This is a genomic window from Mycolicibacterium llatzerense (assembly GCF_000878195.1).
Taxonomy (GTDB): Bacteria; Actinomycetota; Actinomycetes; order Mycobacteriales; family Mycobacteriaceae; genus Mycobacterium; species Mycobacterium llatzerense.
The window spans coordinates 1-18,117 of record NZ_JXST01000053.1; the positions used below are offsets into that span (position 1 = coordinate 1).

Here is an 18,117-nt window from a genome sequence, read left to right on the forward strand (position 1 = left end):
GGTGGCAGCCAGGCCGGCAACGGCGGCAGCGGCGGGACCGGCGGCGCGGCCGGTAACGGCGGCAGCGGCGGATCCGGCGTCCTCGGCGGCGGAGCCCTCGGCGGCGGCGGCAAGGGCGGCAACGGTGGTAACGGCGGAGCCGGCGGCAAGGGTGGCGCCGCGGCGCACGGCACCGTCGGCAATGGCGGCAAGGGCGGTGCGGCCGGTAACGGCAGCAACGGCGGCAACGGCTCCGACGGCAGCTCGTCGCTGATCCCCGACGGCGGCAAGGGCGGTGACGGCGGCAATGCCGGTAACGCAGGTGCCGGCGGCTTCAACGGCAACGGCGCCAACCAGGCCGCCAACGGCGCAGGTGGCAACGGTGGCAACGGCGGCAAGGGCGGCAACGGCTTCGACACCATCACCGCGATCGGCGTCGCGGGCAACGGCGGCGCCGGCGGTAACGGTGGTTCCGGCGGCACCGACGGCAACGGCGGTAACGGTGGTTTCGGCGGCACTGGCGGTAAGGGCGCCAATGGCCTTGCCGCGCTTGGCGAAAACGGTCCCAACGGCGGACACGGTGGTGCCGGCGGCACCGGTGGTGCCGGTGGCACCAACTCCGGTAACGGCGGCAGCGGCGGGACGGGCGGCAATGCCGGCAACGGCGGTAGCGGCGGTTCGGGCGTCCTCGGCGGCTTCACCGGTGGTTCCGGTGGTGCGGGCGGCAACGGCGGCGTCGGCGGCAAGGGCGGCGCGGCAGCTCATGGCACCGTCGGCAACGGCGGCAAGGGCGGCAACGCCGGAAACGGCGGCACCGGTGGTGCGGGGTCGGACGGAATTTCGTCGATCCAGCGCAACGGCGGCACGGGCGGTACCGGTGGCACCGCCGGCAGTGCCGGGGCAGGCGGCTTCAACGGCGCCGGCGCCAACCAGGCCGCCAACGGCGTAGGCGGTAACGGAGGTGACGGCGGTCGGGGCGGCAACGGCTTCGACGCCCTCACCATCCTGGGCACCGCCGGCCGCGGTGGAGACGGCGGCGCCGGCGGCTCGGGTGGCCTGACCGGTAACGGCGGCGCCGGCGGCGCGGGCGGTACCGGTGGCAACGGCGCCAACGGAACCATCGGGGCCTCGCTGGGTGCCACCGGCTTGTCCGGCAGCAACGCCGGCGCGGGCGGTAACGGTGGCGTCGGCGGCGCCGGCGGAACCGTCTCGGGCGTCGGCGGCGGAGGCGGTGCCGGCGGCACCGGCGGCACCGGCGGGTCCGGCGGCGTCGGCGGGCTCCCGGTATTCGGGTCGAACAACGCGGCCGGTATCAGCGGCGGCGGCGGCTTCGGTGGCACCGGCGGCGCAGGCGGTGCCGGTGGCACCGGTGGTGCCGGCGGATTCTCTGCGAACGGCCTCGACGGTGCCGGCGGTACCGGTGGCATCGGCGGCAATGGTGGCACCGGTGGCGACGGCCAGACCGGCGCGAACGGCACTCCGTTCATCAACGGCAATGCCGGTTCCACGGGCGGTGTCGGTGGCCACGGCGGCGCAGCGGGCGTCGGCGGCAACGGCGGAACCTCCGGCGACAACGTCGGTGGTGCCGGCGGCAACGGTGGCGTCGGTGGTACCGGCGGCACCGGTGGTGACGGCGGCAAGGGCTACAACGACAACGTGACCCAGTGGGGCAACGGCGGCAACGCCGGTGCCGGCGGCACTGGTGGCACCAGCGGCAACGGCGGTAACGGCGGCACCGGTGCGGGCACCGGCGCCGGTGGCAACGGTCCTGCCGGCGGTGCCGGGGGCGCGGGCGGTTCGGGCGGCGCCAACGGCGGTCACGGCACCCACGACGGCAGCGACGGTGCTACGGGCAGCACCGGCGCCAGCGGTACCGGAGGCACCGGCAATCCGGCCGGCGGCACCGGAATCCTGATCTAGCCACAGATGCCGAATGCGGTGTGGCGCCAATCGGCGCCACACCGCATTCGTCTATTCAGGACTGCCTCCGGATGCTGTCACCTCCGCAGGTCCAACAACTCCTCCTGGAACCCGCCGAACCGTCGGCTCGGGTCGACGAGATGCACTTCCAGAATCCAATGGCACTGCCGCCCTTGGGAATCCAGGCGCCGCATCGGTAGGTCCGAGCCGGGTGCGACATAGGAGTCGATCTCGTGGCCACGGATCTTCTCGTGCGGAAACTCCCCCACGAGGTGCCCGGCGATCGCGCCACCGAATTCCCAGCCGGCAGCTCGACTCAACCCAACGACGTGGTCGAACAACTGCGCGCCGGTGATATCCGGAGTCGACTCGAAGTGCGCCCGCGCCGCCTCCCACACCTTCGGTAAGTCGTTGCACAAGGCCAACTTTCGCGGATCGTCACCGAGCACGAAGGTGCGGCCGAAGTCGGCTTCCCATTCCTCGAAGAGCGGGCCGAGGTCGACGAACACGATGTCGTCGTCGGCGATCACCCGGTCGGGCGGGTTCTCCCGCGCGGTCGCGAGCGTGTTCTCGCCGCCATGCACGATCCGCTTGTGCCAGTGCCGGGTGACGCCGAGGATTTCGGCCGCCAGATCACGAATCTCGTCGGTCACCTGACGCTCGCCGACACCGGGCCGGATCAGCCCACGTTCTTCGATGGCGACGAACAGTTCCGCCGCCTTGTCCTGGGCATCCAGCAGCCGCACGGCCCGCATGCCCTCGTCAAACTTCTCCACCGCACCGATGCTAGGCGGGCCGCACGAACTCCCAACCGGATGCCCGCATATCGGCGATGGCCCCGGCGTAGCCGGCCGCGGTTCCCGAGCCTGGATGGTTCATGTGGGAGATGATGACGGAACCAGGTTGCGCACCAACCACATTCGCGCGCACCCGAGCGGCGGGCAGCGTCGCACCACAATCGCCGTTGACGCTGAAGCCGAGCGGCTGTAGCCCGAGGTCACGCACGATCTGCACGGCCACGTCGTCGTAGTGGGCCGTGCCCGGGCGGAACCAGCTGGGCGCCTTCCCGGTCAGTGCGGTGAGCTTCATCTGGTTGCCCCACACCTCGTCGACGACCTCGGCAGCCGACCGCGTACCGGCGATGCCGTAGGCGACACGGCCGCTCACCGACAACGGCACGTGCCGGGTGCCGTGGTTGCCGATCTCGAAGAGCGGATTTGCCGCGAGCTGCACCGCGCGGTCGGGATGCTGGTCGACCCACCGGGAATTCAGGAACAGCACCGCCGGCACGTTGTTGCGCTGCAGCGTGTCGAGCAGTGCCTCGTCGACACCGCCGCGGCAGGCATCGAAGGTCAGGGCGATCTGCCGACCGTTCGACGGGATCGACGTGACGATCCCGGGCAGTGCCATTCCCCACTGGGTCGGCACCCGGCGCGCGTACTGGCCCGCGACCGCGGCCGGATCCAGTGCGGCGGACGCCCGCGCGGCCACTGCCAGCGAACCGGCGGCAACGGCCCCAGCAGCCAGGAATGCGCGTCTGGTTATCACCGCACGGACGCTAGGCCGGGACTCTGAACAACGAGTGTCCGGAGCCTGTGAGTTCGCCGGGAACCAGGAGAACAGCGACCGACCTATGGTGGGAACCGAGCAGCCGCCTCCGATCTCGATGGCCACGAGGAGCCGACCATGTCGTTGGTAGTACCGCCTTATCCCCCGGCCCGCTACACCGCCGACCAACCGGAGATCAGTGCCACGCTGCGGCGCGGTGACGAACCGGCGGACTACGACTCGCACGGCGTGATCCAGTACCACTACCTGGCGAACCAAAAGAAGACCGCGGGCGACTACGGCCTGTACCGCGTCGACATCGCCCCGCATGGTGGCGGCCCGGGACCGCATTTCCACCGCGCCATGTCCGAGGCCTTCTTCGTGTTGTCCGGCACCATGACGCTGTACGACGGCACGGACTGGGTGCAGGCCGGTCCCAATGACTTTCTCTACGTCCCGCCCGGTGGCGTCCACGGATTCCGCAATGAGGCCGACGAGCCCGCATCAGTTCTGATGCTGTTCGCTCCGGGAGCCCCGCGGGAGGCGTACTTCGAAGGATTCGGCCGGCTCGCCGAGATGAGCGACGACGAACGCCGCGAGTGGTTCATCCAGCACGACAACTTCTTCGTCGAATAACACCGCAGCCCCGCGACCGCGCACGCCCGCGTGCGCGGTCGTTTTCCGCACCTTCCTGCACCGACGCTGTGCACATTGAGTCATTTGTCTCTACCGGCCAGTAACACAAACATCCCATGATGTGCGTTGCCGTCAATTTTTGCTCGATCCGTGATCGAACCGACGGTTTAGTCAGGTACACGCTGCGCCAGGGACCGGCTGCAGCGAATGAGAGGAAACCATCTTGCACGCCGCCGTTCGATCGTCCGTCCTTTCCGGAGCCACACTGCTGACGGCAGGAGCCATCGCAGTCACTCCGATCCAACCGCTGGCCCACATGCCGTCGATGCCCTCGATCAGTCACGCGATGTCGACCGCCGCCGTCAACCTGACCAGCAGTCCGTTCGACCTGTACGGCCAGGTGCTGGGGACCGCCACCGCGAACCTGCAGGCCGACCTCAAGTCCTACATGGAGCTGGGCCTGTTCCCGATCCTGCGCCAGGTGCTGACCAACCAGGTCGGCACCATCGGCGGTCTGGTCAACGCGCTCGGCGACAGCGGCAAGGCCGTGGTCACCGCCCTGACCACACAGGTGCCCGGCTACCTCGGGGCCGCCTTCAGCGACCTCGGCAAGGCCAACGTCGAGGGCGCGCTCAACAATCTCCAGCTGGCGATCGTGCTCCCCATCTTCGCCGCGATCAACCCGATCGGGCCGTTGCCGAAGGCGCTGGGCAACCTCATCTCGCAGCCGCTACAGAGCATGATCAACATCGCCAACGATCTGCCGAACCTCCTGCTTGAACTCGGGCTCGGCATCATCAGCCCGGTTGCCAGCACCCTGGGCGCAGTGGGCACGGCGGTCCAGAACGTCATCAACGCGGTGAAGGCCGGAGACCTCGGCAAGCTGGCTACTGCCGTGATCCAGGCGCCGGCCACCGTCGTCGATGGCCTGCTCAACGGCGGCTACGGACCCAACCTGGGTGCGCTGCTGGGACTCAACATCCCCGGCTTCAACATCTATGGCGGCGGGCTGTTCGGCGGTGGCGCGACCCTCCCCACTGGCGCCACCATCTCCGGCACCCTGCAGTCGTTGGTCGCCGTCGTGAAGTCGATCCTCACCGACATCACCCCCGCCAAGACACCGGCCGCGACCGCCGCAACGACGACGACCACCAAGGCCGTCTCCGATGTGGCTTCGGTGCCGTCCACCACGGCCGCGACGGTGACGCTGAGCACCGCCGCGACGACCAAGGCCGTGACGACGACGGACACCGCGACCGACAAGGGCAAGACCACCGGATCGACGAGCGAGTCCACCGGTACGACGACCGAGGGCACCACCAAGCCCAGTGGCTCCACCGGCGACACCACCGGTTCGGCCACCGGAACATCGAGCGAGGGCACGTCCACCGGCTCGGCGACCGACAGCGGCACCAAGACCGGCACCTCGACCGGCTCGACCACCGACAGCGGCACCAAGACCGGCACCTCGACCGGCTCGACCACCGACAGCGGCACCAAGACCGGCACCTCCGCCGGTGACACCAAGACCGGTGACACCAAGACCGGTTCCGGCTCCGGCAGCTCGACCTCCAACCCCAGCTCCGGCAGCTCCAGCGCCGGCAGCAACAGCAGCTCGGGCTCGGCGTCGGGCAGCGATGGCACCAAGACGACCACCCCCGGTCGCAAGGGCCATCAGGGCAAGTCGGGCTCCGATTCGGGTTCAGGGGCGGGCGCAGGTTCGACCTCGGGCTCGGCGTCCGGATCTGACTCGGGCGCCAAGGGCGGTAGCGCCAAGGGCTCGCACACCGACTCGAAGAGCAAGTCGAAGTCGCACAGCGCGGCCTGACGCGTCAGACCAGTCGGCGGCGGCGGATTTTTCCGTCGCCGCCGGCTTTCCATTTGGGACGGTCAGGGACGCTCGCTCGGCCAGGTCGCCGGGCGCGCCACGTCGTGAATCTGATGACGGCTGGTGACGCCGAGCTTGGGGAACGAGCGATACAGATGGTTGGACACGGTCCGCACCGACAGATTCAAGATGGTCGCGATCTGCGGATTGGTGTACCCCTCGCTGACGAGGTAGATCACGTTGTGTTCCTGCGAGCTCAGGCTGCCGGTCTGCACCGACGAGGAATGCGGACGCACTCCGGCCGCACGCAGTTCACGGGTGCACAGGTCCACCCACGGCGCCGCGCCGAGGTCCTGCATGACGGTCAGCGCCGCAGCCAACTGATGCTGGCAATCCCGGCGCCGTCGGTGCCTGCGCAGCCATCCGGCATAGCTGATGCGCAGCCGCGCCCGCTCGAACGGCCAGCGGTTGCCGGCCGGATCGGCGAGCGCCTCGGAGTAACGCGCTCCCGCCGTGTCCGGGTTGAGTACGGCGTCCGCATGAGCGACCAGCTGGGTCAACCGCGGTGACACGGATCTGGGCAAGTGACCCACGATCCGGGTCAGTTGCGCGCGGGCTTGCTCGACTCGCCCCGTCAGCACCGCGGCCTCGGCGTAATCCGCCAGTGCCAGATACGACGCATACGCGTGCAGCGGCAGGCCGGACTCGTCGAACAGCTCGGCCAATTCGGCGTAGGCCGTCGTGTCCTGGTTCTCAGCCAGCGCGATCGAACCCGCGACGTGATGTATCCACGCTGCCAGTGCGGGCCGGTCCCGGAAATCGGCCAACTCGGCGGCCGACTTGAGGCGCTGACGGCTGGTGGCGGTCTGCCCGCGTCGGGCGGCCACCGTGGCGATCACCAGGTCAGCGATCCGCGCGACGACGGGGACGCCGGCGACGGCCGCCGAAGAACTCATGGCGGCCGCCGCCTCGACGGCCTCGTCCCAGCGGCCCGACTCGACGAAGGCCCAGGACAGGGCGGTCGAGGCCAAGCCGCCGAAGCGCGGCGCCAGCGCTCCGGTGTGCGCGCCGCGCAGGCAGCGCACCGCCAGGTCCGGTTCCCCGGCCAGCCAGGCCGACGCACCGACCGCGGTGAGCCCGACGGAGTCGCCGACCCGGCCGGCCAGCCCGATGATCTCCGGCAATCTCAGATGGGCCAGGTGCGGATCGGTGGCGGCACGGATCCAGAGCCGGTCGGCGAGCGCGGGCACGTTCCTGGGCGGCTCGGCGTCCTCCAGCTGCCTCAACAGGCGCATGACGCCACATCGCCCCGCCGCGTCGTCGGCGATCAACGTGACCGTCGCAGCGACCCGGAGCGACTCCCAGGCGAGTGCGGGGGCGATATCGATGGCCACGCCGGCCGATTCGAGCAGCATGTCCAGAACCGGCTGATTGTCGGCGTCCCAGCACCGCGCCGACCCCAACTCGGTGTGGGCGCGCACCCGGGAGATGAGGTCATCGACGCCGTCCAGCGCGCACCGGCTCAGCGCGGCGGCCCACTGCGGGTCACCGGCGTTGCGAGCCAAGGGCGCCGCGCGCACCAGATGCCGGGCATGATCACCGGCATCGTTGGTCAGCATCGCCGCGCGCTGCATGGCCACCGCGGCGGCCAGATAGCCGTCCCGGCGCAGCACCTCGTCGCAGGTGTCGGCCAACTGCGCGGCCAGCGCATCATCGGGCTTGAGTGCCGCTTGTGCGCGATGCCAGACCTGCCGGTGCGGTAGCGCCGTCAGGGCATCGGTCAGCCGGAGATGCGCAGCCGAGCGGGCCGCCGACGGTGCCCGGTGGTAGGCCGCGGACCGCAGCAGGGGGTCCAGGAACCGCACCCCGCTCGACGTCACCCGGACGATCCCGGCGACCTCGGCGGGCGCTAGGGTCTGCGGGTCGGCCAGTGCCGCGGGCATCAGATGCCGCAGATCCTGGTCGGAGGCCGCCGCGAGCACGAGCAGCGCGGCCCGGGTCGTCGCGGGCAACAGCGCAAGGCGGCGGCTGTAGATACCGAGACTGGCGGCGGGCAGCGCCAAGGGTTCCGCGGCTGGACCCACGGTGAGGACATCGGCCGCGACGGCCTCCGCGAAGGCGATGACGGCCGCCGGGTTGCCTGCGGCAGCGGTCAGCACCTGCTCTCGCCGTAGTCCGCGCGGCACGTATGGCTGTCGATCGAGCAGCGCCGCAGCGTCGGCGCGCTCCAACGGCGACAGTTCGATCTCGACAGCGCGGCCGTCGCCGCTGAGTACCTTTCCGGCCGTGGCCGGGATCGCCAGCACGACGGTAAGGGATCGCCCCGCGCTGCGGCGGGCGGCGAACAGCATCGCGTTGCGCGACGGCACGTCCAGCCACTGTCCATCGTCGATGCAGACCAGAACTGGTTGCCGCTTCTCTACGGCGTCGAGCAGCCCGAGCAGAGCCATGGCGACGCGGACGGTGTCGAGTTGCTCGGTGTTCGGCGACCGCAGCGCGTCGTCGATGACGCGCTGGTACTGGCTCGCCTCGTGGCCCCAGCATCCGAGCGTGTGAATGAGCTGGTGAACGCCGGCGAACGGGGTGTCGGATTCGCCCGGGGTGCCGGCGATCGACAGCACCCGGAAACCGACCTCGCAGGCGTGGCGGCAGGCCACGTCGAGCAGCGCGGTCTTGCCGGAACCGGCAGTGCCGGACACCGCCACAGTGTGTCCGCGCGGGGTATCGCTGATCGCTGCCACCAGGCGCGAAAGTTGTTCACCGCGACCGACGAGTTCCGGCGGCGGCACGGCCGACCGCTGCTGACAGGGCTCAGCGACCACACCACCTCCTGTGATCCACATCCCACCCCAGGCCGAACGTTAGGCAGACCTCACTCCACTGTCAACTATCCGGTTAGTTAGCAAATAGTTCCCAGGGGACTAAAGTCTCCGAAATGGGTCACCCGCGAGATTCCGACGCCACTCGGGCGCGGCTCCTGAGCGCGGCGACCGCCGAATTCGCCCAGTACGGCATCGCCGGAGCGCGCGTCGATCGCATCGCCGCCAACGCAGGCGCGAACAAGGCACAGATTTATCACTACTTCGGCAGCAAAGATCAGCTGTTCGACGCCGTGTGGGCGGCGATGACGCAGCGGTTCTTCGCCGACAGCCCGGTGGTCGCCGACGACCTGCCCGGCTACGCGGCCCACCTGATCGACGTCTACGCCAGCCAGCCCGAGGTCGGCCGGCTGATCGCCTGGCACCGGCTCGAGAGAGCCGACGATTCCGGCTCGGGCTTTCCCGGCGAGACGATGCACGAGCAGATTGCGTCCATCGCCGCCGCCCAGGCCGGCAGCAAGCTCACCAGTGAGCTTCCCGCGCCGGTGCTCTTCACGCTCGTACTCACCATCGCGTCGATGTGGCACAACCTCAGCCCCACCCTGCTGGCCGTGATCGGCGTCGACGACCATGCCCAGCGCAAGGCGATCGTCTGCGACGCGGTGACACGGCTGATCACCACCTCGCGCGGCGACACCACCGAGGGGCGCGCCGGGACACGCCGGGCAAATGTGCATCCGCCAAACCCGTTGCCCTAAACTGCCCTTCGACCAAGGAGGAGTCTTCGGGTGCGGGCTTATGCAGCGCCCAGCACCCAGGCTTTACGGGGCTGGCAACGTCGGGCTTTGGTGCGGTATCTGACCGCCAAGCCGCGGGATTTTCTTGCTGTCGCGACCCCTGGCGCAGGCAAGACGACGTTCGCTCTGCGGATCGCCGGTGAGTTGCTGACGGAGCGCACCGTCGACCAGGTGGTGGTCGTCGTGCCGACCGAGCATCTCAAGACCCAGTGGGCCGAGGCCGCGGCGCGCGTCGGTATGTCCCTGGATCCCAAGTTCAGCAACTCCGTCGGCCACACCTCCTCGGACTACCACGGCATCGTCGTCACCTACGCCCAGGTGGCCAGCCACCCGACCAGGCACCGGGTGCGCACCGAGAATCACAAGACGCTGGTGATCTTCGACGAGGTCCACCATGGCGGCGACGCGAAGAGCTGGGGCGAGGCCATCCGCGAGGCCTACGACGACGCGACGCGACGTCTCTGCCTGACGGGGACCCCGTTCCGGTCCGACGACAGCCCCATCCCGTTCGTCAACTACGAACCCGATGGCAGCGGTCATCAGCAGTCCGTGGCCGACCACACCTACGGCTACTCCGACGCTCTCGCCGACGGCGTGGTGCGGCCAGTGGTGTTCATGGCGTACTCAGGTGAGGCCCGCTGGCGCGACAGCGCCGGCGAGGAGCACTCGGCCCGCCTCGGTGAACCGCTCAACGCCGAACAGACCGCCCGCGCCTGGCGCACCGCGCTGAACCCCGAGGGCGAATGGATGCCCGCGGTGATCGCGGCGGCCAACAAGCGCCTGGGCCAGCTCCGCCGGCACATCCCGGACGCCGGCGGCATGATCATCGCCACCGACCAGACCACCGCCCGCGCCTACGCCAAGCTGCTGCACTCCATCACCGGCGAGGAAGCGACCATCGTGCTGTCGGACGACCCGACGGCGTCGGCCCGCATCTCGCAGTTCTCGGAGAGCAGCAGCCGCTGGTTGGTTGCGGTGCGCATGGTGTCCGAAGGCGTCGACGTGCCCCGGCTGGCGGTCGGGGTGTACGCCACGAGCGCGTCGACTCCCCTGTTCTTCGCGCAGGCCATCGGCCGGTTCGTGCGCCTCCGGAAGAAGGGTGAGACGGCCAGCATCTTCCTGCCGTCGGTGCCCAACCTGCTCGAGCTCGCCAGCGAGCTGGAGCGCGAGCGCAACCACGTGCTGGGCAAGCCGCACCGCGTGTCCGACGGGCTCGACGACGAGCTGCTCGAGCAGGCGCAGAAGAAGGAAGACGAGAAGTCGGAGCTGGAGAACGGCTTCGAGATGCTCGGCTCGGACGCCGAGCTGGATCAGGTGATCTTCGACGGTTCGTCGTTCGGTACCGCGACGGAGGCCGGCAGCGACGAGGAGGCCGACTACCTCGGTATCCCCGGTCTGCTGGACCCCACCCAGATGCGTGACCTGCTGAGCAAGCGCCAGGACGAACAGCTGCAGAAACGCAGCGCCAAGGCCGCCGCCAACCCGGGCGTCCCGCAGCCGCCGCTGACCACGCACGGCCAGCTCCGCGAGCTGCGCAAGGAGCTGAACCTGCTGGTGGCGGCCTTCCATCACCGCACCGGCAAGCCGCACGGCTGGATTCACAACGAGCTGCGACGCCGGCACCCCGGCCCGCCGGTGGCTGCCGCGACCCGCGAGCAGCTGCAGGACCGCATCGCCGCGCTCCGGAACATGCAGCGCGAGCTGACTGCTTAAAGCTCTAAAGCCCGAGCAACTCCGGCAGATCAGCGACCGAGTCGACCACGTAGTTCGGCTGCATCGCGAATTCGTCTGCGGCCCAACGGTCCAGCGTGTCCTGCCGGAACTTGCCGGTGCGCACCAGCACGCCGGTCATCCCGACGACCTGGGCCGCGAGCACGTCATTGTTGAGGTCGTCGCCGACCATGTACATCTCTTCGGGCTCGACGCCGAGCCGCGCGGCCGCGGCCAGGAACCCGGCGGGTGCGGGCTTGCCGACGGCGGTGCCCTGATAGCCGGTGGTCTGTTCCAGGCCGGCCAGATAGAGCCCGGTATCCACCCGCAGGCCGTCGGCGGTGTTCCACGCGTTGCTGCGGTGCATCGCCACCACGGGGACGCCGCGGGCCATCCAGTCGTAGACCCAACTCAGGGTCAGATGCGTGTAGTCGGGTCCCGCGCCGCCGAGGAGCACCACGTCGGGCGTGTCGGGCTGCTGCGGTCCAGCGAAGTCTGCGGCGTACACCAGATCGACGCCGGGCATGTCCGAACCGATCTGGCCGTTGTTCACCAGGAAACATCGGGCACCCGGGTAGCGGTCGCGCACGTAGTCAGCGGTCAGCACAGCGGCGGTGACGACCTCGTCGGGGGCGACGTCAATGCCTGCCGCACAAAGCAATTCGGCGATCTGCTGGCGGGTCCGGGTGGTGGTGTTGGTCAGGAACGACCGGGCGATCTGACGCGCCTCCAGCGCCCGCAGAGTTTCGGCCGCACCGTCGATCGGACGCCACGAGGTCACCAAGACACCGTCGATGTCGAAGAGGACCCCGCCGATTGCCATGCTGCCGACAGTAAACGCCCGCTGCTCCCGCGCAACTCAGGCGGTCCGCTCGGTAGTGTCTTCGGCCATGACCACCAAGTGGACCGCCAATGATGTGCCGGACCAGACGGGGCGGGTGGCGATCGTCACCGGCTCCAACACCGGGTTGGGCTATGAGACGGCGCGCGTATTGGCCGGCCAGGGTGCGCGCGTGGTGATGGCGGTGCGCGACACCGCCAAGGGCGACGCGGCGGCCGCCCGGCTCCGGGCGAGCACCCCGAACGCCGACGTCACCGTGCAGAAGCTGGATCTGGGTTCGCTGACCTCGGTCCGCGCCGCGGCCGACGACCTGCGGGCCGCGTACCCGCGGATCGACCTGCTGATCAACAACGCCGGCGTGATGTACCCGCCCAAGCAGATCACCGCCGACGGCTTCGAATTGCAGTTCGGCACCAACCATCTGGGCGCCTTCGCGCTCACCGGCCTGCTGATCGAGAACCTGTTGCCCGTCGCGGGCTCGCGGGTGGTGACGCTCGGCAGCATCGCCCACCGCATCCTCGGCAAGATCGACTTCACCGACCTGCAGTGGGAGAAGCGCCGCTACAACCGCGTCGCCGCCTACGGCCAGTCGAAACTGGCCAACCTGATGTTCGCCTACGAGCTGCAACGCCGGCTCGTGGCCACCAACGCCGAAACCATCTCGGTCGCGGCCCATCCCGGCATTTCCAACACCGAGCTGATGCGCCACATCCCCGGCTCCAGCCTGCCCGGCTTCAACCAGATCAGCGGGCTGGTCGCCAACAGCCCCGAGGTCGGCGCCCTGGCCACGTTGCGGGCCGCTGTCGACCCGGCCGCCCGCGGCGGTGAGTATTACGGCCCGTCCGGGATTCGGCAGCTGGTCGGCCACCCGGTGCTGGTCCAGTCGAGCGCGCAGTCGCACGACGCCGGCATCCAGCGCCGGTTGTGGACGGTGTCCGAGGAACTCACCGGCGTCACCTTCGCGATCTAGCCCGATGCGAACTGTCGAGGAACATCAGCAGGTCGTCGCCGGCCTGATCAGCGCCCGGCCGGCCGTCACCGTGCCGCTGGCCGAGGCCCTGGGGCTGGCCCTTGCCGACGATGTGGTGGCGCCGCTGTCCCTGCCCGGTTTCGACAACTCGGCCATGGACGGCTATGCCGTGCTGGCCGCCGACGTGGCCGCGGCCTCTGCCGATAACCCGGTGAAACTGCCTGTCGCCGAAGATATTCCGGCCGGTCGCACCGACCTGCTGACCTTGGCGCCCGGCACCGCGCACCGGATCATGACCGGCGCGATGCTGCCGGCCGGCGCCACCGCGGTGGTGCCTGTCGAATCCACCGACGCGGCGACGGACATCGTCTCGATCTTCTCCTCCAGTTCGGAGGGCCGGCACATCCGGCGCGCCGGCGAGGACGTCACCGCCGGGATGACGGTGCTGCCGGCCGGTGAGGTGCTGTCTCCCGCGGCACTGGGCCTGGCGGCGGCCCTGGGCTTTGCCGAACTGAAAGTGATTCCGCGGCAACGGGTTCTGGTGCTGTCCACCGGAACCGAACTGGTCACGCCGGGCACCCCGCTGCAGCCCGGCCAGATCTACGAGTCCAATGCCGTGATGCTGGCCGCGGCGCTGCGCGAGGCCGGAGCCGATGTCACCACCGCACCGGCGACGTCCGATGACGTCGCGCTGTTCCGGGAAACCCTGGCCGATCACGCCAAGGACGTCGACCTGATCGTCACGACGGGCGGCGTCAGCGCCGGTGCCTACGAGGTGGTCAAAGATGCGCTCTCCGGAGCTGTCGAGTTCGTGAAGGTCGCCATGCAGCCCGGGATGCCGCAGGGTGCAGGCACGGTCAACGGCACCCCGATCATCACGCTGCCGGGCAATCCGGTTTCGGCGCTGGTGTCGTTCGAGGTGTTCATCCGGCCGCCACTGCGCGCGGCGATGGGGCTGACGGCCGAAAGGCCGCGCCGTTCAGCGACCCTCACCGAGAAGCTGACGTCCCCCGCCGGGAAACGGCAGTTCCGCCGCGGCGTCGTGGGCACCGATGACGAAGTGAGCAGCTACGGCCCGCCGGCGTCGCACCATCTTCGGTGGCTGGCGACGGCAAACTGCCTGCTGGACATCGGCGAAGACGTCGTCGAATTGGCAGCCGGATCTCCCGTGCCCATCTGGGATCTCAGCTAGAGCCCCCTAAACCGTAGAATCGAGTCCCGATGGCCAGACCTGCGCGCCCCCCAGCTGACACTCCAGATTCCGAACTGTCTCGTTTGGTCGATCTGGTCCGCTCGACCGTTCCCCCGATCCACCCGGCCGGGCTGCCGTTCGTCGGCGGTGCCCTCGGCGTCGCCGCGCTCGGTGCCCGCAAGCCGTGGCTCCGGGCGGCCGGCCTGACCGCGGCCGCCGCATGCGCCGGGTTCTTCCGGCATCCGTCGCGGACACCACCGAGCCGGCCCGGCGTCGTCGTCGCCCCGGCCGACGGTCAGGTGACGCTGATCGACGAGGCCGTGCCGCCCGCCGAGCTGAACCTCTCGGACGAGCCGCTGCCCCGGATCAGCATCTTCCTGTCGGTGTTCGACGCGCACGTGCAGCGCGCGCCGGTGGCCGGCGAGGTCATCACCGTCAAGTACAAGCCGGGCCAGTTCCTGTCCGCCGACAAGGCCGAGGCCAGCGAGAACAACGAGCGCAACAGCATCTGGTTGCGCACCGCCGACGGCCACGACGTCATTGCGGTGCAGCTCGCCGGTCTGGTGGCCCGCCGGATCGTGTGCAACACCCACCCGGGTGCGCACCTGGCGCTGGGTGAGACGTACGGCCTGATCCGCTTCGGCTCGCGCCTGGACACCTACCTGCCCAAGGGGTCGGTGATCGGCGTCGAGATCGGGCAGCGCGCCGTCGGCGGCGAGACCGTGCTGGCAGAACTGCCGAGCGGGTCGCCGGCATGAAACCCCGGATCAAGACTCCGCAGGTAAGCCTGCGGAAGCTGGTCCCCAGCGCCCTGACCGTCGCTGCCATCTGCCTGGGTCTGACGGCGGTCAAGTACGCCCTCGATCACCGTCCGACCGAGGCCATGGCGCTGCTGGCGGGTGCCGCGATCCTCGACGCGCTCGACGGGCGCGCGGCCCGCATGCTCAACGCCACGTCCAAGATGGGCGCCGAGATCGACTCACTGGCCGACGCGGTGAACTTCGGTGTGGCACCGGCGTTCATCGTGTACGCCACCCTGCTGGAGCACAACACCTCGCCGCTGGCGTGGATCGTGGTGCTGCTGTACGCGGTGTGCATCGTGCTGCGGCTGGCGCGGTTCAACGCCATGCTCGACGTGGAGGGCCCGGCGTTCGAGAAGGAATTCTTCACCGGCATGCCGGCCCCCGCCGGCGCGATCGGCGCCATCGGTCCGCTGGCGGCCAAGATGCAGTTCCCCGGCCCGTGGTGGGATTCGCACTGGGGTCAGGTGTTCATCTGCGTCTGGCTGATCGGCGTCTCGCTGCTGGTGGTCAGCACCGTGCCGATGCGCAAGGTGCACACCTTCGCCATCCCGCCGAACATGGTGCTGCCGCTGTTGGCCTTGCTCGCGATCCTGGTCGCGGCCTCGGTGATGTACGGCTACATCGTCATCCTGGTGATCATCGTGGCTTACGTGCTGCACATCCCGTTCGCCATCCGCACCAAGGCGTGGCTGCGCGAGCACCCCGAGGTGTGGGACGACAAACCCAAGGAGCAGCGGCAGGCGCGCCGGGCCATCCGCCGGGCGCAGCCCCGGCGCACCGACCGCCAGCACCGCCGCTCCACGGCCCGGCTCCGGTTGCGTCGGCCGGGTCCGCGGCGATGACGCCTGCGGACGCGAGGAGCAATCAGGCACAGGCCCTGCAGCCTGCTTCCGACCCGACCGGCGCGCAGCTTCAACTCACCGCCCGGCTCAACACCTCAGCACTGGACGCCCGTCGCGGCGTGGTGATGCTGCACCCCGAAGCGATTGCCGCCCTGGGCATCCGCGAGTGGGACGCGGTGTCGCTGACCGGTACCCGTACCACCTGCGCGGTGGTCGGCGTGGCCGCCACCGGGACTCCCCCTGGCACCGCGCTGCTCGACGACGTGACACTGTCCAATGCCGGCGTGCGGGCCGACGCCCCGGTGCTGGTGTCCCCGGCGACGGTGTACGGCGCCCGGTCGGTGACCGTCAGCGGTTCGCGGCTGGCCAGTGGCTCGATATCGCCCGCGACCCTGCGAATGGCGTTGCTGGGCAAGGTGATGACGGTCGGCGACACGGTCTCGCTGCTGCCGCGGGACCTGGGTCCGGGCACCTCGACGTCCGCGGCCACCTCCGCGCTGGCCGCTCAGGTCGGCATCACCTGGACCTCGGAACTGCTCACCGTGACGGGCGTGGACCCCGCGGGCCCGGTCAGCGTGCAACCGAATTCGGTGGTCTCCTGGGGTGACGCAACCGTCGTCACCGCGGCCACGCAGCCCGTGATCTCCCCGGCGGAAACCGTTGAAGTCCAAGCCCTTTCGATCGACGATCTGAAAGGCATGTCGGCCCAGGTGACCCGGCTGACGGAGTGGCTCAAGCTGGCTCTGGACGAGCCCGAGCTGCTCGAAACACTGGGCGCCACCGCCAATCTCGGCGTGGTGGTGTCCGGACCCGCGGGCGTCGGCAAAGCCACGCTGGTGCGCGCAGTCTGCCGCACGCGCCGCCTGGTCGAACTCGACGGTCCGGAGGTCGGGGCCCTGCGGGCCGAAGACCGATTGGCCGCGGTCGCCGCTGCCGTGAGTTCTGTCCGCGATGGCGGCGGCGTGCTGCTGATCACCGACGTCGACGCCCTGCTGCCCGCGGTCGCCGAGCCCGTGGCCACGCTGATCCTGACCGAGCTGCGCAAGGCCGTCGCCAGCCGGGGTGTGGCATTCATCGCGACGTCCGCCGTGCCCGACGGCGTGGACGCCCGGCTGCGCGCCCCCGACCTGTGCGACCGCGAACTCGGGCTGACCCTGCCCGACGGCGCCACCCGCAAGGCCCTGCTGGAGGTGCTGCTGCGGTCGGTGCCCGCCAAGGAGCTGAACCTCGACGAGATCGCCGAGCGCACACCGGGATTCGTCGTCGCCGACCTCGCCGCGCTGGTGCGTGAAGCCGCGCTGCGAGCGGCTGCCCGCGCCAGCTCCGACGGTGCCGAACCGGCGTTGACCCAGGACGATCTGACCGGCGCACTGTCGGTGATCCGGCCACTGTCGCGGTCGGCGACCGAAGAGGTCGCCGTCGGGTCGGTGACCCTCGACGACGTCGGCGACATGGTGGCCACCAAGCAGGCGCTGACCGAAGCAGTGTTGTGGCCGCTGCAGCACCCGGACACCTTCGAGCGGCTCGGCGTGGAACCGCCACGCGGTGTACTGCTCTACGGCCCGCCCGGCTGCGGCAAGACCTTCCTGGTGCGTGCCCTCGCCAGCTCCGGCCGGTTGTCGGTGCACTCCGTCAAGGGCGCCGAGCTGATGGACAAGTGGGTGGGCTCCTCCGAGCGCGCCGTGCGCGAATTGTTCCAGCGCGCACGCGATTCCGCTCCGTCGCTGGTGTTCCTCGACGAGATGGACGCGCTGGCGCCGCGGCGCGGGCAGAGCTTCGATTCGGGCGTCACCGATCGCGTGGTGGCGTCACTGCTCACCGAACTCGACGGCATCAACCCCCTGCGCAACGTCGTGGTGGTGGGCGCCACCAACCGACCGGACCTCATCGACCCCGCGCTGCTGCGCCCGGGCCGGCTGGAGAAGCTGGTGTTCGTCGAGCCGCCCGATGCCGACGCCCGTCGCGAAATCCTGCGTACCGCAGGCAAATCCATTCCACTGGCGCCCGACGTCGGCCTCGGCGAATTGGCCGGCGACCTCGACGGCTACAGCGCCGCTGATTGCGTAGCCCTGCTGCGCGAGGCTGCACTGACCGCGATGCGCCGGTCCATCGACGCGGCCGCCGTCACCGCGGACGACGTCGCCAAGGCCCGGGAGACCGTGCGGCCGTCACTGGATCCCGCTCAGGTGCAATCACTTCGGGAGTTCGCCGAGAGCCGGTAGGCCACCACCG

General features: G+C 69.9%; 14 protein-coding genes. 10 read left to right on the forward strand and 4 right to left on the reverse strand.

The genetic code is table 11. The features are described 5' to 3' along the window. On the forward strand, positions 1-1,899 hold a 1,899-nt coding region (locus TL10_RS31345; protein WP_043987964.1), incomplete at its 5' end, for a hypothetical protein. A gap of 77 nt (positions 1,900-1,976) precedes the next feature. On the opposite strand, the gene TL10_RS26240 is transcribed toward TL10_RS31345, so the two are convergent. Together TL10_RS26240 and TL10_RS26245 are read right to left on the reverse strand one after the other, a co-directional pair. Next, a complete protein-coding gene (locus TL10_RS26240) occupies positions 1,977-2,654 on the reverse strand; it encodes a M24 family metallopeptidase (RefSeq protein ID WP_043987980.1) in 678 nt (225 codons plus the stop codon). Positions 2,655-2,685: 31 nt separating this feature from the next. Next, complete coding sequence (locus TL10_RS26245) at positions 2,686-3,447, reverse strand: polysaccharide deacetylase family protein (RefSeq protein WP_043987965.1); 762 nt, start codon at positions 3,445-3,447, stop codon at positions 2,686-2,688. 138 nt (positions 3,448-3,585) lie between these two features. On the opposite strand from TL10_RS26245, the gene TL10_RS26250 reads away from it, so the two are divergent. Both TL10_RS26250 and TL10_RS26255 read left to right on the forward strand, forming a co-directional pair. Beyond that, positions 3,586-4,083 carry a cupin domain-containing protein gene (locus tag TL10_RS26250; RefSeq protein WP_043987966.1) on the forward strand — a complete coding sequence of 166 codons (498 nt, stop codon included), beginning with the start codon at positions 3,586-3,588 and terminating at the stop codon, positions 4,081-4,083. A gap of 325 nt (positions 4,084-4,408) precedes the next feature. Continuing rightward, on the forward strand, positions 4,409-5,911 hold the full coding sequence (locus tag TL10_RS26255) for a hypothetical protein (RefSeq protein ID WP_131630817.1): 1,503 nt from the start codon (positions 4,409-4,411) through the stop codon (positions 5,909-5,911). Positions 5,912-5,973: 62 nt separating this feature from the next. Here TL10_RS26255 and TL10_RS26260 read toward each other — a convergent pair whose 3' ends face one another. Continuing rightward, positions 5,974-8,733, reverse strand: a complete 2,760-nt coding sequence (locus TL10_RS26260; RefSeq protein ID WP_043987968.1) for a helix-turn-helix transcriptional regulator — start codon at positions 8,731-8,733, stop codon at positions 5,974-5,976. A 113-nt stretch (positions 8,734-8,846) separates the two neighbouring features. Here TL10_RS26260 and TL10_RS26265 point away from each other — a divergent pair, with 113 nt between their 5' ends. Continuing rightward, positions 8,847-9,488 carry a TetR/AcrR family transcriptional regulator gene (locus TL10_RS26265; protein ID WP_052506551.1) on the forward strand — a complete coding sequence of 214 codons (642 nt, stop codon included), beginning with the start codon at positions 8,847-8,849 and terminating at the stop codon, positions 9,486-9,488. 30 nt (positions 9,489-9,518) lie between these two features. Beyond that, positions 9,519-11,240: a DEAD/DEAH box helicase gene (locus tag TL10_RS26270; RefSeq protein ID WP_043401225.1), complete on the forward strand. Its 1,722-nt coding sequence runs from the start codon at positions 9,519-9,521 to the stop codon at positions 11,238-11,240. A gap of 4 nt (positions 11,241-11,244) precedes the next feature. Here the strand turns inward: TL10_RS26270 and TL10_RS26275 are convergent, their stop codons facing one another. Further along, positions 11,245-12,060 (reverse strand): HAD-IIA family hydrolase, encoded by an 816-nt coding sequence (locus TL10_RS26275; protein WP_043401221.1) that lies wholly within the window; start codon positions 12,058-12,060, stop codon positions 11,245-11,247. 67 nt (positions 12,061-12,127) lie between these two features. On the opposite strand from TL10_RS26275, the gene TL10_RS26280 reads away from it, so the two are divergent. From TL10_RS26280 to TL10_RS26300, 5 genes are read left to right on the forward strand one after another with little or no spacing between them, the layout of a single operon-like run. Continuing rightward, positions 12,128-13,048 (forward strand): SDR family NAD(P)-dependent oxidoreductase, encoded by a 921-nt coding sequence (locus tag TL10_RS26280; protein WP_043401219.1) that lies wholly within the window; start codon positions 12,128-12,130, stop codon positions 13,046-13,048. Positions 13,049-13,052: 4 nt separating this feature from the next. Continuing rightward, the gene (gene moeA / locus TL10_RS26285) at positions 13,053-14,240 is read left to right on the forward strand and encodes a molybdopterin molybdotransferase MoeA (protein WP_043987969.1); all 1,188 of its coding nucleotides are present in this window, start codon (positions 13,053-13,055) and stop codon (positions 14,238-14,240) included. A gap of 29 nt (positions 14,241-14,269) precedes the next feature. Further along, entirely contained in the window at positions 14,270-14,998 is a 729-nt protein-coding gene (locus TL10_RS26290; protein WP_043987970.1) for a phosphatidylserine decarboxylase, read from the forward strand. Then, complete coding sequence (pssA, locus tag TL10_RS26295) at positions 14,995-15,885, forward strand: CDP-diacylglycerol--serine O-phosphatidyltransferase (RefSeq protein ID WP_043401210.1); 891 nt, start codon at positions 14,995-14,997, stop codon at positions 15,883-15,885. Before TL10_RS26290 ends, pssA begins: the two co-directional genes overlap by 4 nt. Then, positions 15,882-18,107 (forward strand): AAA family ATPase, encoded by a 2,226-nt coding sequence (locus TL10_RS26300; RefSeq protein ID WP_234711544.1) that lies wholly within the window; start codon positions 15,882-15,884, stop codon positions 18,105-18,107. The genes pssA and TL10_RS26300 overlap by 4 nt, the downstream gene beginning before the upstream one ends. Positions 18,108-18,117: the final 10 nt, after the last annotated feature.